The sequence below is a fragment of the Desulfatibacillum alkenivorans DSM 16219 genome, assembly GCF_900142135.1.
GTDB lineage: Bacteria > Desulfobacterota > Desulfobacteria > Desulfobacterales > Desulfatibacillaceae > Desulfatibacillum > Desulfatibacillum alkenivorans.
Genome location: NZ_FQZU01000047.1, coordinates 19871 through 42308 on the forward strand (window position 1 = coordinate 19871; position 22438 = coordinate 42308).

20 protein-coding genes are annotated in these 22438 nt (G+C 55.3%); 2 read left to right on the top strand and 18 right to left on the bottom strand.

Going from position 1 to position 22438, the window contains the following annotated elements; all coding sequences use genetic code 11:
- Window positions 1-223: 223 nt before the first annotated feature.
- Genes BUE18_RS23875 through pseB form a run of 16 tightly spaced genes read right to left on the bottom strand, consistent with a single transcriptional unit; the run spans window position 224 to window position 19254 of the window.
- Window positions 224-2095 carry a motility associated factor glycosyltransferase family protein gene (locus tag BUE18_RS23875; RefSeq protein ID WP_073478669.1) on the bottom strand — a complete coding sequence of 624 codons (1872 nt, stop codon included), beginning with the start codon at window positions 2093-2095 and terminating at the stop codon, window positions 224-226.
- Window positions 2092-4488, bottom strand: a complete 2397-nt coding sequence (locus BUE18_RS23880; protein ID WP_073478670.1) for a glycosyltransferase family 2 protein — start codon at window positions 4486-4488, stop codon at window positions 2092-2094. The genes BUE18_RS23875 and BUE18_RS23880 overlap by 4 nt, the downstream gene beginning before the upstream one ends.
- A complete protein-coding gene (locus BUE18_RS23885; RefSeq protein ID WP_073478671.1) occupies window positions 4485-5057 on the bottom strand; it encodes a GNAT family N-acetyltransferase in 573 nt (190 codons plus the stop codon). The genes BUE18_RS23880 and BUE18_RS23885 overlap by 4 nt, the downstream gene beginning before the upstream one ends.
- Window positions 5050-6483 carry a DUF4910 domain-containing protein gene (locus BUE18_RS23890; protein WP_073478672.1) on the bottom strand — a complete coding sequence of 478 codons (1434 nt, stop codon included), beginning with the start codon at window positions 6481-6483 and terminating at the stop codon, window positions 5050-5052. The genes BUE18_RS23885 and BUE18_RS23890 overlap by 8 nt, the downstream gene beginning before the upstream one ends.
- Window positions 6476-7057 carry a GNAT family N-acetyltransferase gene (locus tag BUE18_RS23895; protein ID WP_073478673.1) on the bottom strand — a complete coding sequence of 194 codons (582 nt, stop codon included), beginning with the start codon at window positions 7055-7057 and terminating at the stop codon, window positions 6476-6478. The genes BUE18_RS23890 and BUE18_RS23895 overlap by 8 nt, the downstream gene beginning before the upstream one ends.
- Window positions 7054-8073 (bottom strand): hypothetical protein, encoded by a 1020-nt coding sequence (locus tag BUE18_RS23900; protein ID WP_073478674.1) that lies wholly within the window; start codon window positions 8071-8073, stop codon window positions 7054-7056. Before BUE18_RS23900 ends, BUE18_RS23895 begins: the two co-directional genes overlap by 4 nt.
- Window positions 8074-8080: 7 nt before the next feature.
- Window positions 8081-8869 (bottom strand): imidazole glycerol phosphate synthase subunit HisF, encoded by a 789-nt coding sequence (gene hisF, locus BUE18_RS23905; protein WP_073478675.1) that lies wholly within the window; start codon window positions 8867-8869, stop codon window positions 8081-8083.
- A gap of 44 nt (window positions 8870-8913) precedes the next feature.
- Window positions 8914-9528, bottom strand: coding sequence for an imidazole glycerol phosphate synthase subunit HisH (gene hisH / locus BUE18_RS23910; protein ID WP_073478676.1), 615 nt, complete (start codon window positions 9526-9528; stop codon window positions 8914-8916).
- Between the two features lie 27 nt (window positions 9529-9555).
- Window positions 9556-10761, bottom strand: coding sequence for an N-acetyl sugar amidotransferase (locus tag BUE18_RS23915; RefSeq protein WP_073478677.1), 1206 nt, complete (start codon window positions 10759-10761; stop codon window positions 9556-9558).
- 25 nt (window positions 10762-10786) lie between these two features.
- A complete protein-coding gene (gene pseI / locus BUE18_RS23920) occupies window positions 10787-11842 on the bottom strand; it encodes a pseudaminic acid synthase (protein WP_073478678.1) in 1056 nt (351 codons plus the stop codon).
- A complete protein-coding gene (locus tag BUE18_RS23925; RefSeq protein WP_073478679.1) occupies window positions 11829-12602 on the bottom strand; it encodes a methionyl-tRNA formyltransferase in 774 nt (257 codons plus the stop codon). Before BUE18_RS23925 ends, pseI begins: the two co-directional genes overlap by 14 nt.
- Window positions 12603-12627: 25 nt before the next feature.
- Window positions 12628-13668, bottom strand: a complete 1041-nt coding sequence (gene pseG, locus BUE18_RS23930) for a UDP-2,4-diacetamido-2,4,6-trideoxy-beta-L-altropyranose hydrolase (RefSeq protein ID WP_073478680.1) — start codon at window positions 13666-13668, stop codon at window positions 12628-12630.
- A gap of 21 nt (window positions 13669-13689) precedes the next feature.
- Window positions 13690-15735, bottom strand: coding sequence for an aminotransferase class III-fold pyridoxal phosphate-dependent enzyme (locus BUE18_RS23935; protein WP_073478681.1), 2046 nt, complete (start codon window positions 15733-15735; stop codon window positions 13690-13692).
- The gene (locus BUE18_RS23940; protein WP_073478682.1) at window positions 15732-16736 is read right to left on the bottom strand and encodes a Gfo/Idh/MocA family protein; all 1005 of its coding nucleotides are present in this window, start codon (window positions 16734-16736) and stop codon (window positions 15732-15734) included. The genes BUE18_RS23935 and BUE18_RS23940 overlap by 4 nt, the downstream gene beginning before the upstream one ends.
- Window positions 16733-17950, bottom strand: coding sequence for a UDP-4-amino-4,6-dideoxy-N-acetyl-beta-L-altrosamine transaminase (gene pseC / locus BUE18_RS23945; protein ID WP_073478687.1), 1218 nt, complete (start codon window positions 17948-17950; stop codon window positions 16733-16735). Before pseC ends, BUE18_RS23940 begins: the two co-directional genes overlap by 4 nt.
- 47 nt (window positions 17951-17997) lie before the next feature.
- Window positions 17998-19254: a UDP-N-acetylglucosamine 4,6-dehydratase (inverting) gene (gene pseB / locus BUE18_RS23950; protein ID WP_073478683.1), complete on the bottom strand. Its 1257-nt coding sequence runs from the start codon at window positions 19252-19254 to the stop codon at window positions 17998-18000.
- Between the two features lie 463 nt (window positions 19255-19717).
- Here pseB and BUE18_RS23955 point away from each other — a divergent pair, with 463 nt between their 5' ends.
- Together BUE18_RS23955 and flgM are read left to right on the top strand one after the other, a co-directional pair.
- Entirely contained in the window at window positions 19718-20137 is a 420-nt protein-coding gene (locus BUE18_RS23955) for a DVU0524 family FlgM-associated protein (RefSeq protein ID WP_139264896.1), read from the top strand.
- Window positions 20138-20154: 17 nt separating this feature from the next.
- Window positions 20155-20475, top strand: coding sequence for a flagellar biosynthesis anti-sigma factor FlgM (gene flgM, locus BUE18_RS23960; RefSeq protein WP_073478685.1), 321 nt, complete (start codon window positions 20155-20157; stop codon window positions 20473-20475).
- A 148-nt stretch (window positions 20476-20623) separates the two neighbouring features.
- Here flgM and BUE18_RS23965 read toward each other — a convergent pair whose 3' ends face one another.
- Both BUE18_RS23965 and BUE18_RS28100 read right to left on the bottom strand, forming a co-directional pair.
- Window positions 20624-21994 (bottom strand): RING finger protein, encoded by a 1371-nt coding sequence (locus BUE18_RS23965; protein WP_073478686.1) that lies wholly within the window; start codon window positions 21992-21994, stop codon window positions 20624-20626.
- A gap of 78 nt (window positions 21995-22072) precedes the next feature.
- On the bottom strand, window positions 22073-22438 hold a 366-nt coding region (locus BUE18_RS28100; RefSeq protein ID WP_170868451.1), incomplete at its 5' end, for a hypothetical protein.

The following is a 22438-nucleotide window of genomic DNA, read 5'->3' on the forward strand; positions in this document are numbered from 1 at the left end:
GGCTTCCGTGCCGAAGTTTTTTCTGAAAATTAAGGTTGGCGCTTGTTCAAGGTTAATCCGTTAGCCTTTGGAAGTATCACCTCCTTTATTTTCGTTTTCCCTATGTCTTAGTAACTGTATCGGTATTGGGTCCCAGAACTTTAAATAAATTTTTCACCTTAAAAGCAAAAACCTTCCCGGGTGGAAAGGTTTTTGCTAACATCTTATTATTAATAGATAAAAATCAATTCGCCTCCGTAAGAGCCTCTACGCCCATGTCCAGAGCCTCGTTTAAGGAAAGGCATAACTGCCCAAAAGCGCCCATAAAAAACTCGGCCAGCTTCAGGCGGTAGGCGTTGCCCCAGTCCTCGTCATCGAACCGGTCCTCAGCCACCTCCCACTCCATGACCAGGGGGAGAATCTCCGTATGAAAAAGCTCCTGGAGAGAAAAGATAAAAGGGGACATGGTCAACTGGGATATAATGGAATCCACGGACTCCATGGCGTGGCGTACGCCGGAGCGGAGGACAAAGTCCATGTCATCGTCCAGGGCTTCCAGGCGTCGAAGCAACGGGTTGACGATTTCAATGCCTTTTTTGCATTGGGCGATGGCCTCTTCGCTGTTTTGCTTCCAATCCTTGAGCACATGGATATTATCCTTGGCGGGGTTGGAGCCCTTTGCCTGGGAAACAATGGACAGGGCGTTTTCCCTGGGAGCGAACTCCTCCGTGCAATAGGACTCTATGGCCTGGGAAAAAGGCATGATCTTGGTTCCCACGATCCGGGCGCCTCCCTCGGTGGCGTTGACCACGGTCCCGTCGTAGGTTGCAAAGCGGGTTTCGTAGTCCTTCATGCATTTGTACCAGATCTCGCAGGTGACCACGTCCTCGCCCAGGTTGCCCGGAACCGTAAAGGTGTTGACGTTGAACGTGCTTTGTTTGGCGCCGAATGCATTGCCCGCGGCGTGGGTGAGGCCGCCGGGAGCCTGAGCCAGGTCGTTGCCTACCAATATAATAGGGTCGCATCCCATAAGCCGGGCCAATTCAAAGCCTGCTATGGCCGTGGAAAGCCCCATGTCGATCACGTCCTTTTCCATGCCAAGGTCCAGGAAAAACTTGTATCGCCTGGTCATGAAGAGCTTAGGCCCCTTGTGGGCGTGAACCGAACTGGGATGGGCGAAGGACGGAACCAGGTGGATGGTTTTCTCCATGTTGTTCAGGCCGACGAAAAACTTGTTGATGCCCGGCGTTCGCTCAATGGTGGTGGCGAAATGAGGATAAATCCCCTCGTCCTGCAATATTTTCAGGGAGGCGTCCACGCTGATGATGACCGCCTTGTTGTTGATCAGCTTGAGTTGGTGCACATTCTTCTTAAGAGACGGCCCGGTGGCCACGATGACGGCCGGACGATTTTTAAAGGCGTTTTCCACGCACCGCAGATTGGGGGATTTATCGTACAGATCCAGGTTGCGGAAAAAATTCTCATAGGAAGCCAGGGTGTCGTACGGCTCGTTGCCTCTCAGGGAAATCCAGAGGTCTCCCATGTCGGCGATGGCCGTTCGGGCCGCGTCATAATAGTCCGGGTCGATTTCCAGGGAAGCGGGCCAGGGAACCCAGCGGAGGGCCTTGAAATACCTGTAGCACAGATTGTCCATGGCCGCCTTGACCTGGGTGAACAGGTCGTCCTCCGGGCTTTCGCACAGAATGCGAATATTCGGGTTGGAAAAAGGTCCGGAAAGATCCGTAACCTCCATGGCCATTTTCAGGCATTCCATGTCCTTTTCCACCACCAGGACCCTTTTCAAGCGGTCCGAATCCTTCATGAGCTGATCCAGAAACAAAAGCTGGTATCCAAGCCCCACGCCGAAAAGGACGACAAAAGGCGCCCTTTCCAGGGAAGCGCCTTTGAAAACCTCCTTAACATGAAGGAGCGGGTCCATGGAATCGTCATAGAACATGACGTTTTTCTCCGGCGTGGACCAAGCCAAATTGGGAGGCCCGCTCCCTTTGGGAGAAATTAAATGATAGGCGCCCGAGCCGGCCCCTGCCAGGCGCTTGGCCATGTCGGGATATCTTTCCCTGAGGATCTTCAGGTTTTTGACGAATGTAGGGTTCATGATTCCTCCTGACCGGAAACCAGGCAGACCGCGCCGTTCAGCAAAAGAAAGCGTTCCTCCAGTTGTCCCGTTTTTTCCATGGCTTGCGCCACGGTCTCCACCTTGGCCATAAAATCCATACCCGGTTCGAATGCGGCTTCCTTGTCGCCCTTGACCAGGTATCCCAGGTCCTCCAGGCACCCCAGGGCGCCGTGAACGACGCCCAAGGCCGATAAAATGAAAAACCGCGCCGCCTGGGCGAGCAAAAAGCTCATGTCCCGCTCCAGGACCTTTTGGAGCAGGTCCGCGGCTTCATCCACATCCTGGGCGCTCAAGCAGGCCAGGGCTTTGTGGACGAAGAACGCCTTTTCCTCCGCATCGTTTTCAAACCCTTCGTCCGAATCCAAATCCAGCGCTGCCAGGGTTTCAAACTCATTGTTCCTTATTAAAAAGGATGCGTAGGCGTTCAACACCGCAGGGGCTTTGCAGCCGCGATCCAGCATTCCGGTATAATTTTTCCGGGCGAATTCCGGATCCGTATCCTCCATCATCAAAGCCAGCCGCAGGACCAGCCGCCAGTTATCCGACTCGGTGGGATGCTGTTGATTGAGTATCTTAAGCCAATGCAGGCTTTTTTCTTCGTCTCCTATGGAGGAAAAATCCTGCACCGCCGTGGTGACCGTGGCCAGGGAGGGATTCTCCTCCGCCAGATAGGCGGCCTCCTTCCTCAATACCCTGCGCTCCCGGCCGTATTCATCGTGGATGACGTCCAACTGCCCCGGCGGAACGCTTTTCACTTTAATCTGCAACGCGTTCAGAGAATCGGCCACGGTCTCGGCCGCCCTGCCATGAAACCGGATTTCAGGCTTGCGGGGAAAAATCCGGATGGCGGAGGTTTGGGGAATGAAGTTGTCCGGCAGGCCGGAGATAATCAGCCAGTCGGTGGTTACATCGGTCCTGCCTATGGACAGTTCGTAGGCCACGGGCGTCTTTTCGGACAAAAGGGCCTTCAGGAACAGCAGATTGATCCTGTGAAACGGGGACAACTGCTCGTCAGCATCCAGAAAGAATACATAGTCCCCGGCCGCCTGGTCCATGGCGAAATTCCGGGCTGCGGAAAAGTCGTCCTCCCAGGCGAAATCGTAAACCCTGGCGCCCATGCCGGCGGCCGTTTCCTTGGTATTGTCGGAAGAGCCGGTGTCCACGACCACCACTTCATCCACTAAACCGAAAACGGACTGCAAAGCCCTAGGCAGGGATTCCTCCTCGTCCCGGACGATCATGCATAGGCTGAGCATGATGGGCTTTTCCTCCGTGGCTTCCATGCTCATAAGAAAAAAGTCGATGCCCGAGCGTACGGTGTCATCCAGATTTTTGGCCTTGAGGGCGTTGTTAAAGGATTCCCGGGCTCTTTCGCGCTGGCCGTTAACCAGGTACATCTTGCCCAGGTTGAATAAGGCGTCGGCGTCGTCCTTATCCAGTTCCCTGGCCTTTTCATAATAGGCCATGGCTTCGTCCAGCCTGCCCCGCATAGTCAGGACGGCGCCGCACACCTGGGCCAGGCCCGGGCTTTGCACAAACCACTGCTCCGGCACAAGGGGAATCAGTTTTTCAGCCGTTTCAAAATCCCCCGTCAGCGTCAGGTAATTAAAGGCGTAGGAAAGGATTTCCGTGTTGCCCAGGCCCTGCTTCATGCCTTCTATTATTCCGGGAATATGAGCTTTTCTGATTAACAGATACATGGATGGCGGCCACACAAAACGGGGCCCGAAACGGGTGTCGTCATAGTACTTTTGATGCCCGTATTTGAACATGTCCAGGTACGAAGGCTTTTCCGGAGGATCGGGCCTTTCCTCGGGAGGAACGGAAAGCGTGACAGGCGCCAGTTTCAGTTTGATGGCCGGCGGCAAGCCCTGAATATGGAAAACATTTTCCATTGCGTCGGACGTCAGAAGGCTGAGTTTTTTCTTGGAGAACTCAGCCCTGGGAATCAGCCTGGGCTCCTGCGTGATAACCGTGGAAATGTGCTCGCCCGGATGATCGTATACATTCCGGGTTCCGGCCCATTCATACCGGCTTAAAATGCGGGCCGGCAGGCGTTTTTTTACGGTGGCCAGCAAGGGCGTCTTCTGGGCGGTCTTTAACAGCTCCACCGCCTTGTCCAGGCCTTGGAGATCCAGGATTTCCGATTTTCCGGCGAATAAAATCCATTCCGCCCTGACATGCCTTAAGTCAAACTTGATTTGATCCCCTTCCCGGATGGCGACAACCTTGCCAAGATTGATATCATGCCCGGGATCTCCCGGATGATGAAGCCTCAACTCCAGCACGGGCTCCCCCCATGAGGGAAAGTCGTACCTGTCAGGAACCGTGACCACGCTCAAAACCGTGGGATATTCGTGGGTGTTTTTCATGGCTGTCTCCAATAGTTCAGGGAGTCCCTTTCGGATCTCAAAACCCCGAACCAGATTTCGTCCTGATACTCTCCGTAAACCAGGGATTGCTCCCGCCAGCGGCCCTCCTCCTTCATTTGGAGGCGCCGGGCGCCCTCAAGGCATGCGATATTGCCTTCCAAAACGCCCATGTACAAACGCCGAAGGCCCAAGACGTCAAAGGCGTAGGGCACAATCAGGGAAAGGACCGCATGGGCGCAGGCGGGGCGGGCGTGCTTCTTGGAGCCGATCATCAGGCCGATGTCCGCCGTACCGCTGATCCAATTAATGGCGTTCAGGGTCACATTGCCGATGTGCTTGTCCCGGTCTTCCTGATTAACAATGGCAAAGGCCGCGCCGGAGGTGGAGCCATGGAAGCGGGAGACGTACTCGGACAAATCCTCCAGAGTGCAGGGGAATTTACCCACCGTAAGAAAGGCGTTTACCTCGGGATCGGAAATCCATCCGAGATATCGTGCGTTGGCATCTTCCGGCATCAGTTTTCTCAGCCCATATCCGCCCAGACGCATTATGACGGGTGCGTTATCCATTTTCCTCTCCTTGGGAGCCCTTGTCGCCGTTATGAAATATCCTGCCCCAATTTAATGTGGTTCTGGAAAGACCGCCGCATCGGCAGGCCTGCTCATCCCCGGGGCCGTAATTAAGATCCACCAGTCCTTTTTCGTGAAAACGGCGGGCGTAATCGGCCGTGCGGTCGAAACTCAAGCCAAGGTCCCGGCTGATCTCCAGGACTGTTTTATCGCCTTCGAAAGCCAGCAGAATCTGCTCGATGGTGTCGTCCTTGTTCAAATCTTCGTACAAATCGTATTTTGATAAAAAAAGGTTGCCCGTGTACTTGCGCACGGGACGCCAATTGGACTCCGTCATTTCAACGAAGCGCTTGCACACGTCCAGGGTTTCCTTGACCATCTCCATGCTGATGATGTCCGGGGAATCGTCGCTGGTGTGGTATTCCGGATACGGCCACCGGGTGAGGGAAATGCAGGGGATGTTTATGCCCGGACCGTTGATGTTGATTTCGTCATTGCAGATGACCTTGCGGAACGGCCCCACGCCGTAAGGCTTCCTGACCTCCGCCACGGCCAGTTCCATGAATTGGTCCACAAAGGAATCCCCCTGGCGGGAGCGCTGGATTTTAAAGTGGTTTTTATTCCCCACCATTTCAAGAAAAACCGCGCCTTTGATTACGGGAATCAAAGCCGGATTTTTGAAAAAATAGCACAGGGAGCCAATGTTCTCGGGATGGGCGATCAGCCTGTACGTGTAATGGAGGTTGGGCTGTTGCGCCAGCCATTGCATGAGCACCAAACCCAGGGCGACGCCCGCCAGCCCGTCGTTCACCTGGCCGGGGTGGCATAAATGGGCGGAAAACAAAATGGAGTCCGGGGAGTTTCCGGGAACAACCCATTCCCCAACCTTCATGGCGCCGGGCTCCAGGGCAGTGTCCACAACCACTTCAAACGGACCGCCGCCCAGATTCTTGACGGCATTATGGGGCAGGCAAAAGCTCCAGTCCGCCTTATAATAATGATACGCGTAAGGAATGGCCGCGGGACGATCCGGATTCGTGTTAACGCGCTGAAGCAGTTCCTCTTTGGTCAGGGTTCCTGTGAACGGCGCTGAATAGGAAGCCAGATAAAGGGGATGGCGGGAAAAGTCGGCGATTTTTTCGCCCGAAGCGTCCTTTACATAGGCCTCCCGCACCACCCACTTTTTGGGGATGGTCCAGGTGAAAACCTCGGTTCCGCTTTCCACGGCATGCACCTTCATGGGTATGACATTACCCAAATATTCTAATGCCTTATCGTAGTCGTCGGAAACCAGGGTCCGATCCAGCATGTGGAGGTCGCGGCAGATTTCCATGACCTTGCAAACCTCTGGATCGCCGGACCAGTCCCCTCCCCTCATGGCCAGATCAAAGGAAGGCTTAAAATCGAATTTATATTGATCAGACATGGCAGCAACCTGCATTGGGGTTTTGCATGGCTATCCAGTCCCGCACCCACAGGCCCAGAAGAATTTCGTCCTGAAACCCGCATTCCATGCGCCATTGGTTTTTCAAAACGCCCTCGCGGGAAAAGCCCGCTTTGATAAAGGCTTTTTCCGACCCTTTGTTGTCCGCATAACAGCCTGCCTTGACCTTGTTCAGGTTCAGGACGTTGAAGGCGTAGGCGGAAACAAGCGAAATGGCTTCGCTCCCTACCCCTTTGCCCCAATAGCCTTTTTCGCCTATGAGCAGGCTTATGTCGCCGAATCCGTGTATCCAGTTGATGGGCCCCAGCTTGATATTGCCGATATGGCGGTCGTTCTCCTGGTCGCAGATAGCCAGAAAAATCTCGTCCCGGCTGCCGTCCAGAGCCCTCACATAGGCGGTGATCTGCTCCACGGACAGGGGAAAATACCGAACCTCCAGAAACCGGGTGATCTCGTAGTCGTTCATCCACCTATAGTAATTTTCGTTTACGTCCGACTCCCGGACTTCGCGCAGATAAATTTTGCTTCCTTTAAGGAACTTGGGTATGCGGTTCATGCTTTAGCTCCCTTGGCGTCGTATTGGGCGTGAAAGGTCATGGCGGCTTCCAGCCGAGCCATGGGCGTAAAAAATCGTTGTCCGGTTTTTACGGCGGAGGTCATATCCTGGCCCGCTTCGTCCAGAACCCGGCCTATAATCAGGCTTCCCTGAGGCGTTGCAATGTACACCCCGGTGGAATTGATCCGATAAACCAGCCCGGTCATAAACGGATGAAACGGGCCGTCTATTGTTTCGATCCGGGCTTGCTTAAGGCGCACCAATCGGCCGTCCAGTTCGGTGGAGGCGCCGGCGTAAGGATCGTCAAAGGCGTTAATGAACAACGCCAGGTCCCTGGTGTTCCAGGACCAGTCGATCCAGCCTTGTTTGATGGTGTTAAGCCTTGGAAAGTACATGGAATACTTTTCCGGAACCGGAGACAGGACAAAGTCCTCGCCCTGCTCCGCCCTGTCCATGAATTCCTTCAAAAAAGCCAATTCTTCCTTATGGGCGGCGTTAAAATAATCCTGGGGAATGCGGGCGGAATCGGGAAACCGGTATTCTCGGGAAAAGACGATCTCACCGGAGTCAAACTCCCCCTGAACCATGAATTCGTTGATCACCTGGATATTACAGGCGCCCAAGCGGTTTTGCCGGAGTATCTGCCAGGTGTAGTGGGCGCCGCCGCGATACCGGGGCAAGGGAATGCCCATGAAGTCAAACAATTTGCCGTCAAAGCGATCGATGGTTTTACGGGTGAAGGTCCAAACCTCGCCAAAGCCGATGCCCATGGTCAGGCTGGTGGCGCCTTCCAGAAACACGGAATCCGTATTGACGTCTTCGGGCATGCGCCATGGGATGGCAGCGCCGTCCAGCTCCCTGGCCAGAGTGGCGCCGCCCGGCATGATTTCCTTGGAGTGCCGGGGGCTTGTAAAAACCACGACTTCATACTTTCGGGCTTGCAGTTCCTTGGCGAAGCCCAGCATGGTTCCGCCGCCGCCCATCAGGTACACTGTTTTGATGTTGTTCAGCTTCATGGCTTCCTCACGTATGCAGCCGGATGGGTATGCCGGCGTTGCTGATCCGGGAGCGGGTTTGCATGGGATTTTCGTCTTTAAAGCAAAAGTACGTGCCTGCGGAAACCGCATGCGCCTTGCCCACGAGAAAGCCGTCCACAAAATGGCTGGCAAGGCCGCAGCCGCCCGAGGTGATTACCGGAATGTCCACGGCCCCGGCGACTTTGGCCGTGAGCTCCAGGTCCAGGCCTTTGCGGGTTCCGTCCCGGTCAATGGACGTTAGCAGAATTTCGCCCGCTCCCCGGCGTTGGGCTTCCACAGCCCAGGCGACGGGATCCAGGCCCGTGGCCGTTTTGCCGCCTCGGGTGAAAACCTCGTAAGCTCCGTTGGGATGCTTTTTATAATCGATGGAAACGACGATGCACTGGGCGCCGAACATGTCCGAGCCCTGATTGATAAGCCCGGGAATCTCCACGGCGCCCGTGTTGATACTGACCTTGTCCGCGCCATGATTGAGCAGCCTGCGGCAGTCTTCCACGGAACGCACGCCGCCGCCTACCGTGATGGGCATGAATATTTCTTCGGCGGCCTTGGCGATGATGTCCGTCAGGGCGTCACGGTGTTCGATGGAGGCGTCCAGGTCCAGAAAGACGAGCTCGTCTGCAGCCTGCGCCTGATAGATCTTGGCCTGAGACACGGGATCGCCGATCTCCGTGCTTGGGCCGAACCCAACAGTGGCGACCAGCACCATGCGCTTGACCTTGCCAATGGAGGCGGCCCGCATCTGCAGCTTGGGTATGAGGCGTTTTTTGAGCATCCCTTCTCCTACCTCACAACGTGGGGGCTATCCCCCGATGTCCATCAATGCCAGGACAAAAAATTCTCGATGATCTTCAGCCCGAAATCCTGGCTTTTTTCCGGGTGAAACTGGGTTGCAAATATATTGCCCCGCCTTACGGCGGCCGTAACCTTTCCGCCGTAATCGCACCACGCATCCACGTGGCCGGGATCGGTGCATTCCATGTGAAAGCTGTGCACAAAATAAAAATCGGGCGACTGGGGCAAGCCTTTCAGCAATGGACTATCGGGCGAATACCGGATATTGTTCCAACCCACATGGGGGACTTTCAAACCGGGATCCTCCGGTTTGATCCTGACCACCCGGCCGGGAATCCAACCCAGGCCTTCATGCTCGCCGAATTCCTCCCCCCATTCCGCCATGACCTGCATGCCCAGGCAAATGCCCAAAACCGGCCTTTTTTCCTCCAAAACCAAGCGGTTAAGAACCTCCTGAAATCCCAGTTCCTTCAAGTTCTTCATGCAGTCGGGAAAAGCGCCCACGCCCGGCAGCACGATCTTGTCCGCGTCATCCAGATCGCGGGGATCGGCGCACAACTCCACGTCTGCGCCCATGTATTCAAAGGCGTTAAACACCGAAAGCAGGTTGCCCATTCTATGGTCTACAATTCCGATCATTTTACGGCTCTTGCTTTCCCTTCCCGTCTAACGTTGATTCCTGGTCTTCCAGCGATCCAACTGGCCCTGAGCGTCGCCGCGCGGCATGGCGCCGTCACGGCGCCAAACGTCGTAATCATGGGCCTTCCGGCCTTCGGGAGTCTCCGCCGGGTCAAACTCAAAAGGCGACACCATATGGCTCATGGCCACGTCCAGAAACTCTTCTTCGGTCAGGCCGACGTGCTCCAAAAACAGGTCCAGGCTGGGCGGCCGCTTGCCTTCGTACTCCTTGACGATTTCCATGGCTTTTTCCCGCTTCAGGCGATGGTTTCGAATATCGATGGAGCATAGGTGGGAAGCCCTGGAATAGCCGCGCTTGATGTACTTGATATAATCGCGCACGCCCTGGAGGTAGCATTCGATCTTTTCGTATTCATATCCCGGAGGAACGCCTTCCACCTGATCCCCTTTCCAGCCCAGTTCCTTGGTGATGACGGCGGACTGGGTTTTGACGTCCCAGGGAACGAAAGAGCCCAGGCACACGGAGCGGTAATTGATTTTCCGGAGCATTTTCAGGGGCGGATATTTGAACGGGAGAAGATCCCGTTCATCCACGGCGCCTTCCAGGCGCACGAACATATCCTCGGCGGTAACGCCCAGGTTAATGTACCGGTTGAACCTCTTCTCATCCACTTCCTCAGGCTGATCATAGCTGTAATAGGCTGTGTACTCCGCGGAAGGCTCGCCCCAGAAAACCAAAGGCACGTTGTGGCGGATGGCCACCCACATGGGATAGGCGAAAATGCCCGTGTGGCAGTGCCAGCAAAAATCGCCCTTTTCCAGAAAGCTCTGGAGCATGAGCTTTTGCACCACCTTCCAGTTGGGGGTGAATACGTGCATGTCCACGCCCAGAATTCGTGAGACCCTCTGGCGGTTTTCCAGTAAGTTGGGACGGTAAAAGCCGTGGTCAAAACACACCACCAGGGGTTTGAGGCCGTATTCCCTGACCAGGTAATACAGGGTCCAGGTGCTGTCCTTGCCGCCGGAGTACGGCACAATGCAGTCGTAATCGTATTGATCGCGATACTGATTCACCAGGGCGTCCAGTTCCTTTTTCTTTTCGTCCCAGTCTATGTTCTGCTGTTTGTACTCATGGCCCCGGCACACGTTGCAGACCCCTTCGTCATCAAAGACGATGGTCTCGTGGGTTTCGGGCAGTACGCATCTGCTGCATCGTTTTAAATTGTCTTTCACGATCAGTTCCTCTCTTGTCCGGAAATCACGCCGTCGCCAACTCCCACTGCATGGGCTCGCCCCGGGAGATGTCCCTGGCCGCCTTCTTGCCCAAAATTTCGGGCAAATGCTTTGGCGGCAATCCGTAACCCGGCCTGATGGAGCGTATATTTTTTTCGGTAAAAACCTCGCCGGCCTTTACGTCCTCGACTACAAACAACGAACGCCTGAAAACCAGGCTGTTTTGCTCCTTGTCCGTTGGGCCGAAACAAACCCGGCCTATCATTTTTTCCACGACCCGCACAGACTCCACCATGGCTTTGAATTCAGCAGGCTCCAGGGAGAAGCTGGAATCCGGCCCGGGAACAGCCCGGCTAAGGGTGAAATGCTTTTCGATGATGCACGCGCCCAGGCTGACCGCCGCAACGGGAGCTGCAATGCCCAAGGTGTGATCGGATAATCCCGCGGGCAGATTGAAAACCCGCGCCATAGCCGGGATGGCCGCCAGATTCATGTTTTCGGGCGGCGCCGGATAGGCGCTGGTGCATTTTAAAAGGGCGATTTGATCCGTCCCTCCCGTCCTGGCCGCGTTCACGGCCTCCTCGATCTCTCCCAGAGAGCTCATGCCCGTGGATATGATCAAAGGCTTGCCTGTGGCGGCCATTTTTTGAATCAGGCCAATATCCACGATTTCAAAGGACGCGGTCTTGTGCAGTATTGCGCCCATGTCTTCCAGAAAATCCACGGCCGTGGAGTCAAAGGCTGTGGAAAAAAAGTCCAGGCCAAGGTCATCGCACAGCTTTTTGATTTTCGGCTGCCACTCCCAGGGGGTGTACGCCTGGCCGTACAAGTCGTACAGGGTGGTTCCGTCCCAGGGCGTTCCCTTGACCAGAAAATGCTCCTTATCGCTTTGTATGGTCAGGGTGTCCGGGGTGTAAGTCTGGACCTTAAGTGCGTCGGCGCCGCATTCCTTGGCTGCGCGCACGATCCTTTCGGCCTCCTGGAAATCATGGCCGTGATTGGCGGACATTTCGGCGATGATATATACGGGACGCCCTTTGCCAACCAATCTATCGCCTATTTGGATTTCAGTCCCCGCCATGTTCCTCGTCCTCGTAATAAAGCTCCAGGCGCATGTAGACCTTCTTCCCGTCCACGATCATATAAGCGCCCGGGTACGGCTCAAAGGTGCGCGCCCGGATGACGTCCACCAGCTCCCTGGCCGTATAGAGTTTGTTGGGCTTGATTTCTTCGATGGTTTTCAGGTCCGCCGCCTTATGAAAGGTCCCCGATCCGGCCACCACATGGTCAATTTCCACGTCTCCTGCCAGGAATTTGGGCCATGTTTCCTCAAACAGGTCCAGACAGGCCTGTTCCAGCCTGCGATACAGGGTTTTGCCGGTGTCTATGGGCCTGACTTCCACGAATCGCTGGGCTATGGTGCGGCCCGTGTCCACTCCCTCGTCGATATAATGAACGGTGACCCCTGCGGGAGATCCCTCCACAATGTTCCACACATTGGGGTGAGCCCCCCGATTGAATGGCAGCAAAGCGGGATGCACGTTGATGCAGCCCTCGGGAAAGATGTCCAGGAACTCTTTTTTGAGTATGGTCCCAAAATAGGCCGACACCCCCATATCAGGATTTAATGAGCGAATGGCGTCCAGGGCCTCGGGATCGCGCAGCATGGAAGCGTCGAAAATCCGGCCTTCGTCCAGGCCCAGGGTTTCCAGCAATTCCTTGCCGAACTTGCGCTCCCCGGGTTTATGAAGGACCGCGCCCACAATTTGAGCGCCGCTTTCCCTTAAAAACGCCGCCGTACGCCATCCCACCCAATTATTTCCTAAAAACAGTATTTTCATATTCGGCTCCTGAACAGGCTCCCAATTATTGTTCCATCATGATGTTAACCGTTCTTTTCGCACCCAGGCCGTCCGTAATGGCCTGTCCGGCCTTGCTCATTCTTTCCAGGCGGTCTTTGAACTCCATAAGGTGCTTGATTGTGCCCCAAATGGTGAATTTGGTGACGCCTGCGCGCCAGCCCAGATTTATCCCCGCTCCTCTGCCGTGCAGTTCGGCGGCGATGTTTTTTTGATTATCCGCCAGCACAATGTATATTCCCGGCAGGCCGCTGGCGGCCATTTCCCAGCAGGTGCTTCCGGCGGCCGAAACGGCGAAATCGGCCCAAGCCATGAGCTCCGCCATGTTTTTTGCGTCCCGTATCAATTCCACGCCGGGGGCGTCTTTTAATTCCTCTTCAAGGCTTTGGATATGGGGATTGCTTTGCCCGGCCAAAACCTTGGCGTGCAGGTTAAAGCCCGTGTTTAGCTTTACGGCGCGAATCGCCTTTAACGTGGTGTTGTGCGGGTCGGCGCCTCCCAGGGTGATCAGTATATTGGCTGCCTTCTGCGGCGGCCTTCTTTGCATCTTCGAGCTTTCCCAGAACTCCTTGCGTAAAAAGGCGTATTCAGGGCCAAGCAAAAGGCGCGTATGCACCTCGCGGTCGCGAAACATCTTCTCCTTGGCGTGAAGATTGGGGTTGACCACGATGTTGGCATGGTAAAACCGGCAATCCTGATTGTCGTCCACAACCAGCGTCTTGATGCCTTGATCCATCAAGAGCTTTTGAAAGTCCGCGGTAAAATGGTAACCGTCCAGCGCCGCCCAGACGGCTTGCTTGCTCTTTAGCAGCGCCGCAGTTTCGTGAGCGTCGTCCATGCTTCCCCTAAGGGAACGAATGGCGTTAACGGGCAAGCCTTCCTCCGCCAGACGCGCCAGAGGAGCGCCGGTGCAGGCAAACTCCGCCTTGCCGCCCAGGGACTCCCATGCCTGGGCCAGTCCAATGCAGCGCATGACGTGTCCTGTGCCCATGTTTGGGCCTGCGTCAGCCCGGATAATGAGCAGTGGTTGCTTTTCGTTCAGGTTCAAGTTTCTAAAAATCCTTCTTTGCTACGCCTTGCGAAAAACAGGCTCCACGGGTTTGCCTTCCAAACGCTCTTCCACGTCGTTCTTGTCTATGGCTTTCGCCAGGATTTCCATGGCGGCCCTGTATGCTCTCAGGGTGTGTTCGATGTCCGCATGGGTGTGGGAGAAGCACATGTTCTGCCCTCCGGAAAAAAGCACGCCCCGCTTGAGGCATTCCTGTTGGAAAAGGCTCTTTAACAACAAGGACTCCTCGCCGGACTTCTCCTTGAAAGTCATAAGGCTTCTGGGCTCATAGCCAATGCAGTTTATATGGTCCTCCAGGCCGAATTCCCGGGCGAGAACCGTGGCTCCGTCCATGAGAATTCCGCCCAACTCCCACAAATGGGGAAAGATGTTCTTGCTCCTGATAACCTCTATGGTTGCTTTGGCTGCGGCCAGGGAAACGGCCTCGCCTCCAAAGGTGAAGGAAAAGAATATCTCGTCAAAAAGCTCCATAACCGGCCTGCGGCCGACTACCGCGGAAATGGGAAAGCCGTTGGCCATGGCCTTGCCCACACAAGCCAGGTCGGGAGTCACCCCAAAGTATTCCTGGGCGCCGCCCAAAGCCAGGCGGAATCCGGTGATGACCTCGTCAAAAATCAACAAGGCGCCATTCTCATGGGCCAGGTTTTTAACATCCTGCAAATATCCCTCGTAGGGGCGGACAACGCCCACGGGCTCCATGATGACTGCGGCTATCTTGCCGGGAAACTTCTCAAACAGGGATTTCAGGCTGTCCAAGTCATTGTACGCAAAGCCCTTGCTCAGGGCGGCGGTGGTTTCGGGCACGCCCCGGTTGCGGGTGGTGGTTCCGATGTACCAGTCCTGCCAGCCGTGGTATCCGCAAAAAGCAATCATGTCGCGATTGGTGTAGGCCCTGGCCGCACGCACGGCGCCGGCCGTGACGTCCGAACCGTTTTTGCCGAACCGGACCATCTCCGCGCAGGGGATGATCTCCGTCAGCATTTGGGCGACTTCCACTTCCAGAGGATGAGGCAGGGAAAAGGCGATTCCCTCCCGGGCCTGGGCTGTTGCAGCTTCGGTGACTTCGGGATAGTTGTGCCCCAGGATGATCGGCCCCAACGCCATGGGAAAGTCGATAAACTCATTGCCGTCCACGTCCCAAACATGGCTGCCCTTCCCTTTTTGCAAAAACACGGGCGCCGCCCCCCTGACAAACTGGGTGGGGCACTTGGAAAAAGTCTGGCTGGCGGAGGGTATGAGCTTTTTCGCTTGTTCCAGCATGGCTTCGGATTTATCCAAAACCAGCTTTTCGCCCGGCATGGGGTCTTCCTTGACCAGGGTTTTATAAAAACCCTCATTGCGTATTTTACCGGCGTTAATGTCTATCAATTGAGGCTCCTTTTGTAATAGATCCAAAACCTGTTCCAGGCCGAAGCCGGAGGCGCCCAACCTGGCGTACAGCTCCCGGACGAATTCCAGGTCCTGGGGCTCGTCCACAGTCAGCCGCAAATCCTTGTAAGCCAGCTCCGTCTCGTTCTCCACATTGACGCGAGAGAAATCCGGAGAATTGCGGATGAAAGGCGTTACATGCTCTCTATCCCCCGGCAAGGTCGCGGTTTTCCACGCCGTCTCCAGCGCTTCCATGGAGAAAACCTCCACGTCCAGGCCGTCGGGATAGGTGTAAACCAGGATATTGGCCGCGTAATCGCATTTGCTTTGTTGATAGGCGGCGGCCACTTTGTCCACAACCGACGGGTCCAGGCAGGGGCAATCGCCGGTCACCCTGACGACCACGGACGCCTGATGCTCCTTGGCGGCCTGATAAAACCTGTCCAACACGTCGTCCTCGCTGCCCCTAAAACACGGGATTTTTTCCCTGGAGCATAACTCGGCCACCGGATCGTCCCCCGGCCTTGTTGATGTGGCGACAAGGGTTTTGTCCACCAGCCGGGCGCTTTGCAGGCGGTTTACCACATGCAAAAGCATGGGCTTGCCGGCGATGTCTTCCAACACCTTGCCCGGCAGCCTTGTGGAGCCCATGCGGGCCTGTATCACGCCTAAAATCATGAGCCGGTTTCCTCCATGGGTCTGGCTATCCGCCCTTCCAGGGAGGAGCGTTTCGCGGCCAGGATAATTTGCAGGATGCGTTTCCCTTCCCTGAAATCCGTCGCGGCCGGGCTTCCGGTTTTGATGCAGGAAATGAAATGGCGCATTTGCTCCACATACATGAGGTTGATGTCGTAGTCCTTGGGCTGAGGATACTCCCGCCATGAATTTTCAACGGCCAGAAACAACCGGATTTTTCCCTGGTTGAAATCCCAGGTCATGGTTCCTTTTTCTCCAAAAAACTCGTAAGTGCGCTGGTACGCCCTCTGGGTGTAATCCAGATGAACTTCGGCCATGGCCCCGGAAGCAAACCGAATCAGCACCTCGGCCGTGTCTTCGGTCTGGATGTCCAGGCTGCTTATTTTGTCCGAAAAGCAGAACACATCGAGCGCTCCGCCTAAAAACCAGGCCATGTATCCCAGTTCGTGGGAGTCCAGAAGAACGCCCCCTCCCAAATCGGATCGCGCGCTGTATCCGTTGCGGAAATCCTCGTAGGGATGCCAATCAGGCAGATATTGGCCGAACTGGCAGCGGGCGGAGGTAATTTTCCCCAAAACCCCGGAGTCGAAGATCTCCTTCATTTTTATAAAGATGGGGTGAAACTTGAAATTGGAGCCCACCATGTTCACCAGGCCGCGTTTTTCCGCCTCCTGGACCAGGGCGGCCACGTGGCCCATGGTGTGGGACAGGGGCTTTTCCACAAAACAGTGGCAGCCGGCGGCAAGGCAATCCATGGCCTGTTGGGCGTGCATGCTGTTGGGCGAGCATACCAGGGCCGCGTCCGGCTTTTGCTCCAGGGCCTCCTCCAGATTGGAAAAGCCTTTGGCTTCAAACTCCTCCCGCGCCCTTTCCAGGCGTTCGGGAGTGGGGTCCATAGCCAAAAGATCTTCCTCGCCCAGGCGCTTTAGATTGCCCAGGTGCCGCCTTCCTATGGAGCCGCAGCCAATGACCAGAATCTTCATGCGCGCCCTCCCTGTTTAAGGATTTCCAGCAGCGTCCGGCTTACCTTTGCCGCCTGCTCCCTGGTGAGGGAGGCGAACATGGGCAGGGACAGGGTTTGGTCGTAATACTCCCAGGCATTGGGGCACGTGGAGGAGTCGTACCCCAGCATTTGATAATACGGATGGGAATGCACGGGGATGTAATGAACCTGTGACCCGATGCCTTTGTCGTGCAACTGCTGCATGACCTGGGTGCGTTCCAAGCCCAGGCCTTTAAAATCAATGCGCACCGGATACAAATGGTAGGACGACTTATAGCCTTTGGGTTCCTGGGGCGTCTTTACAAAAGGGCTGTCTCCCAGGTCCTCCTCATACCATTTGGCGGCCCGCCGCCGGGCCTGGACGAATTGTTCGATTTTTTTCAGTTGAGACAGGCCCAGGGCGCAATTCAAGTCCGGCAGGCGGAAGTTAAAGCCAAGCTCCAGCATTTCATAGTATCCGGGCACATTTTGCCCGGCATATTTTGCCCATACTTCCCGTTTTCTGTAGAGTTGAGGGTCCTTTGTAATGCCGTGAGACCTGAAAAGTTTAAGCCGGTGATAGAGCTCCCTGTCGTTGGTGACGATCATGCCGCCTTCGCCGGTGGTGATGTGCTTGACCGGATGAAAGGAAAACACAGCCATGTGGCTGTGGCGGCAGGATCCCACTTTGACGGTCTCGCCGGTTTCCGGATCCTCATAAGTCGCGCCCAGTGCGTGGCATGCGTCTTCGATGACCACCATCCCGAATTTCTGGGACAGGGCGTAAATCTCAGGCATGTTGCAGGGAAGGCCCGCGTAATGGACCGGAATGACTCCCCGGAGAGGAGCGTTAAGGTCCAGATGCTCCCTGAGCTTTTTGGGATCCAGGTTGACGGTTTCGGGATCAATGTCCAGAAACACGGGGTCCGCCTTGCAATATATGGCGCTGTTGGAGCTGGCCGCAAAGGTGATGGGCGGCACAGCCGCCGTGTCTCCGGGCCCCATGCCGGAAACCCGGGCGGCCATGGCCAGAGCGGCCGTGCCCGAGTTGACGGCTACGGCGAAGTCCGCCCCGGTATAGGCGGCAAAGGCCTCTTCGAACTCTTCCACCTTGGGGCCCTGGGTCAGCCAGTCGGATCTCAGCGCACGGACCACCTCCTTGATGTCTTCTTCATCCACCACCTGGCGTCCGTAAGGTATAAATGCGTCTTCCATGACCATGCTCTTTCCAATGTTTGCGCCCTTAAGCGGCGCATAGGAGGTTAGCCGGCGCTCACCACATCCTGGGGGGCGCGCACGGGCACAGACAATTCATCCCGGATGATTTTTTTCAGGTCTTTTTCCGTCAGCCACTGGGCGTTGGTATTGCTGGAATACACAAAGCCTTCGGGAACCGCCTGGCCGGAGGAATAATCCCCCTTTTCCCACCAGGAAAGGGCCGGCATGATGACGTACATGCCTTTGTAAGCAATGGTGTTGCGTCCGTCTTCCTCGGTGATCATGGACTCGTGGAGCTTTTCGCCCGGACGGATGCCAATGAAGTCCACCTTGCAGCCGGGCGCCACGGCTTTGGCCAGGTCCATGACCTTCATGCTGGGGATGATGGGCACAAAAATCTCGCCGCCCTGCATGTGGGTCAGGCCGTTGACCACCAATTCCACGGCCCTGTCCAGGGTGATCCAGAAACGGGTCATGCGGCTGTCCGTGACGGTGACCTTGCCGGTCTTGGCTTGCTCCAGAAACAATGGGATGACGCTTCCGCGGCTGCCGATGACGTTTCCGTAGCGCACGCAGGAGAAGCAGGTGCCCCGTTCGCCGGTGTAGGAATTGCCCTGGATGAAAATCTTTTCGGCGCAGAGTTTGGTGGCGCCGTAGAGGTTCACCGGGTTGACCGCCTTGTCCGTGGAAAGGGCCATGACTTTTTTAACGCCGGCGTCAATGGCGGCGTCGATGATGTTCTGCGCCCCTATAATATTGGTCTTGACCGCTTCCAAGGGGTTGTATTCGCAGGCGGGGACTTGCTTAAGAGCCGCGGCGTGCACCACGATGTCCACCCCTTCCATGGCCCGGCGCATACGTTCCTTGTCCCGAACGTCCCCGATGAAGTAGCGCAGCTTTTCCTCGCCAAACTCCCGGCGCATTTCGTGTTGTTTAAGTTCATCCCGGGAATACACCCGGATTACCCGGGGATTGTATTTGGCCAGGATGGAGCGGCAGAAATGCTTGCCAAAGGAGCCCGTGCCTCCGGTGACCAGAATGCACTGGTTATCCAGGTCCAAAGGCCCTTTGCCGCCCGAACCTTTGGACAGCATTTGCTTGGTCTGACGGATGCTCTGGTTTTTCTTACGAATAAGATCCTTGATTTTGAGAAAATTCTTAAGGTCCCTGTCCGTATACCTTCTTTGCCCGCCAGGGGTTCGGACCGGCTTGATGAGGTCGGAAAATTCGGACTCCCAATACCTGACCGTGGATCTGGGAACATCCAATTTTTTGCTCAACTCATGAATTTTGTATTCCATTGCGTCACCATTCTTCTTTTGGCCCCGGAAACGGAGCCATGCCCCTTGCGGGCGGTTTTTAAGATGCCTTCGATGTCAAACCTTAGGTTCAACTTCGAGATTTACTTTGAAGTTTGGCTTTGCAATTGATGTGCCATGGTTGAGGGCTTTTTAAGGACCTGACGCAAAATTCCAGCCGCCGGCTTGGGTGTAAAAAATTTCTTTATGGAAAATACATAACATGGTACAGTGTATGCAAAAGGTTGGGACCCAAGTATTTACGGTGGGAAAAAACGCACATTCCGCCGGGGGGGGGTCAGAGTCGATCCCTTTGTTTTGACAGGGCGACAAACTTTTGACGCCCAAGCCCAAAGATACGGGATTTTTTAATCCTCGTCATTTTTTTCATGTTTCAGGAAAATTCTCATCTTTTTTCCTCAAGTTTTCTAACGGGGTTCCGATGAGATGACTGAGGTGAAAGGAAATGACGATTAATACGTATCAAGTACATAATGTGTTGAGGGCATACGGCAGGCAGCTAAGCACAGGCAAGCGCCTGGCCCGCCAGACCGCCAAGGAAACTCCGGCGCCAGCGGATAAAATCACCATTTCCACAGAGGCCCGGAAGAAATCCGTTGTCGATAAAGTCACTTCGGATATCATCGACCGCATTTACCATGAGGGACCCAACGAAACCCTTGAAAAGGAAGTGTTCAAGGAGCTTGAGGATGAATTCGGGAATCCTCTCTCAATCGGACGCAAAGGCACCGAGATGGTCTTCAGGGCTATCGGAAAGCGGTTGGGAGAAGATATCCAGGAATTGTCGCAAGAGGATTCCGATCGGTTGAAAGCTCGACTGGAAGAGATCACTCGGGACAAGGTCCAGCAGAACATGCTTCAGTAGGTTATAGGGAGTCCGCCATGAAAGTAACAAACAACAATTATGAGATAAGCAAGTATCTCAACGAAACAGCTACCAGGGAAAGCCAGAAAGCCGCGGAGACCGACGCCAAGTCCAATCAGACCCAGGCCGCTGGAGCGACGGGACAAGACGTGGTCGTCGAGTTGTCTCAAACATCTCAGGAGGTTCAGATGGCTCGCGAAGTGATCGAGCAGCAGCCCGACATGCGGGAAGAAAAGGTAGCTGCGTTGAAAGCGCAAATGGAAAGCGGCTCTTACGAGGTAAATCCGGAGAAGATCGCCGAAAAAATGCTCCGTATGTTTATGGACGAAACCGGCTGATTCACCGCCTCGGGAGTACGCTCCCGGAACATCGTCCATTAAAGATAAAACCACGGGCGACAAGCGTGTTATTCCGCTTGCCGCCCGTGGTTTTTTATTGACAGGCAAATTTCAAGCATACATATGTAAATATTTGATTTTAATAAATTTAACCTTTTGATTTCCTGCGCCGCACCACCCGGCGCTTCTTCTTCTTGGGCGCCGCCTCCACCGGACCGCCGGAAACCGGCTGCACATGGCTGCATGTGGCCCTTGGGCATTTGAGAATGGCGTGCCCTTCAATGGCCTGGGCCTCCACCAAAAAGGAGTTGCTGCATAGCGGACAAGCTATATGATGGGGCTTTCCCCAACTGATGAACTGGCAGGACTTGGACGTGCAGGCAAAAAAGATTTTCCCCATGGAGGTCTGCTGTTCTTTGACTTTGCCCTCCCCGCACAGGGGGCAGGTCATGGCCAGGGCCTCCTCAAACTGGGCCACCCTTTCCATAATGTCCGCTTCATTCATCTCGGGCGGTTCGGGCGCCTCAGGCTCAGGCTCAGTCTCCGGTTCAGGCTCAGGCTCAGGCTCGGGCTCTTCCTCTTCCAAGGCCTCATCCTCTTCAGGCAAAGCCGCAACAGCTTCCAACTCCGTAGGGGTCTCGTCCTCCACGGGAGCTTCCTCTTCATGAGAAGCCTCCTCCTCCGCAGCGTCTTCCTCCCCAGGGACTGATTCTTCCTCAACTTCGGTTTGAACATCATCCACTACATCCGGAGCAGTCTCCTCGGTTTCAACAGCCGAAGTTAACGCATCTTCAGGAGCTTCAGGGGCCGGGGCCTCTTCGGGCGGCGCTTCGGGAACGACTTCTTGCGGCGGCGGGGGCTCATCCTGCTTTTGTTCCGGCGTTGGAGCGCCGAAATTATCCATGGAGTACGCAGCGGCCTCGTTTTGACGGGCCTGCGCCGCCCGGGCGGCGCTGATCTTGCGAAGAGACGCCAGGCGCTTTTTCGCCGTATCCTGTGCCTGAGGCTTGGCGGGGGCCGCGGTTTTGTCCTTTCTGGCGGCCATCCCATGCATGGTCAAAGCCTGATCAAACTGGTCCACTGCGTGGTCCAAACCTTTTCTGCCGGAGGTCACCTCCTGCACGGTCTGAATGAAGTAGGCGACCAAAAGCATGCCGGGCATTTGAGGAAAAACCTTATTGAGAGCGCCGACCATTGTGAACACGTCGCTGGAGGGCTCCAGGCCTCCGCCGTCATGCGTCTGAAAATATCCCTTTTCCTCCAGTTGCCCCAGGCTTTCTTTTATGAAGTCCTGGGACTCCAGGCCAACGTCCAGCATTTCCCGGGAGAGGGTCGTTTTGGTGTGCAATTTGGACGGATCGTCTTTGGAGTCTTCCTGCCGCTCTTCAAGCAAAGCCAATGCAGTTATGGCTTCCAGCGTGAGAGACAACCCTTTCAAACCAACCCGGGAGCCAATCAGGCGTTCACAATGGTTTTGCAAAACTTCATCGAATCTGGGCTTAACATTGGTGTAGTCCATTATCAATTTTCCGTTTAACCGTTTGCGGCGCTCTGGTTTCGGGTCAAACCTCCAAGAACATTCAATTATACTTTAGGATCAAATCATTCCCTGGCCCAAACCCTCCCCGCTGTTTGCACTTAATGCATCCATAGTCATTTCAGCCACATCAGGCAGGCCGTCAAAAGGATCCTGAGACGAATCCTCAACGCCTGCCAGCGCCTCCATGGTCATTTCAGACACGTCGGGCAAACCGCCCAAGGGATCGGAATCGCGGGAAGAATCGTCCGAAGCCTCGCTCAGGGCGTCGGCGGTCATTTCAGACACGTCAGGCAGGCCGCCCAAAGGATCGGAATCGATGGAAGAATCTTCCGAAGCCTCGCCCAGGGCGTCGGCGGTCATTTCAGAAACGTCGGGCAAACCGCCCAATGGATCGGAATCGACGGAAGAATCCTCCGAAGCCTC

What these genes read in the sequence shown, in the direction of transcription:
- BUE18_RS23875 (WP_073478669.1), bottom strand. Translation starts at nt 2,095, where the DNA reads ATGAACCCTACATTCGTCAAAAACCTGAAGATCCTCAGGGAAAGATAT.
- BUE18_RS23880 (WP_073478670.1), bottom strand. Translation starts at nt 4,488, where the DNA reads ATGAAAAACACCCACGAATATCCCACGGTTTTGAGCGTGGTCACGGTT.
- BUE18_RS23885 (WP_073478671.1), bottom strand. Translation starts at nt 5,057, where the DNA reads ATGGATAACGCACCCGTCATAATGCGTCTGGGCGGATATGGGCTGAGA.
- BUE18_RS23890 (WP_073478672.1), bottom strand. Translation starts at nt 6,483, where the DNA reads ATGTCTGATCAATATAAATTCGATTTTAAGCCTTCCTTTGATCTGGCC.
- BUE18_RS23895 (WP_073478673.1), bottom strand. Translation starts at nt 7,057, where the DNA reads ATGAACCGCATACCCAAGTTCCTTAAAGGAAGCAAAATTTATCTGCGC.
- BUE18_RS23900 (WP_073478674.1), bottom strand. Translation starts at nt 8,073, where the DNA reads ATGAAGCTGAACAACATCAAAACAGTGTACCTGATGGGCGGCGGCGGA.
- hisF (WP_073478675.1), bottom strand. Translation starts at nt 8,869, where the DNA reads ATGCTCAAAAAACGCCTCATACCCAAGCTGCAGATGCGGGCCGCCTCC.
- hisH (WP_073478676.1), bottom strand. Translation starts at nt 9,528, where the DNA reads ATGATCGGAATTGTAGACCATAGAATGGGCAACCTGCTTTCGGTGTTT.
- pseI (WP_073478678.1), bottom strand. Translation starts at nt 11,842, where the DNA reads ATGGCGGGGACTGAAATCCAAATAGGCGATAGATTGGTTGGCAAAGGG.
- BUE18_RS23925 (WP_073478679.1), bottom strand. Translation starts at nt 12,602, where the DNA reads ATGAAAATACTGTTTTTAGGAAATAATTGGGTGGGATGGCGTACGGCG.
- BUE18_RS23935 (WP_073478681.1), bottom strand. Translation starts at nt 15,735, where the DNA reads ATGATTTTAGGCGTGATACAGGCCCGCATGGGCTCCACAAGGCTGCCG.
- BUE18_RS23940 (WP_073478682.1), bottom strand. Translation starts at nt 16,736, where the DNA reads ATGAAGATTCTGGTCATTGGCTGCGGCTCCATAGGAAGGCGGCACCTG.
- pseC (WP_073478687.1), bottom strand. Translation starts at nt 17,950, where the DNA reads ATGGAAGACGCATTTATACCTTACGGACGCCAGGTGGTGGATGAAGAA.
- pseB (WP_073478683.1), bottom strand. Translation starts at nt 19,254, where the DNA reads ATGGAATACAAAATTCATGAGTTGAGCAAAAAATTGGATGTTCCCAGA.
- BUE18_RS23955 (WP_139264896.1), top strand. Translation starts at nt 19,718, where the DNA reads ATGACGATTAATACGTATCAAGTACATAATGTGTTGAGGGCATACGGC.
- flgM (WP_073478685.1), top strand. Translation starts at nt 20,155, where the DNA reads ATGAAAGTAACAAACAACAATTATGAGATAAGCAAGTATCTCAACGAA.
- BUE18_RS23965 (WP_073478686.1), bottom strand. Translation starts at nt 21,994, where the DNA reads ATGGACTACACCAATGTTAAGCCCAGATTCGATGAAGTTTTGCAAAAC.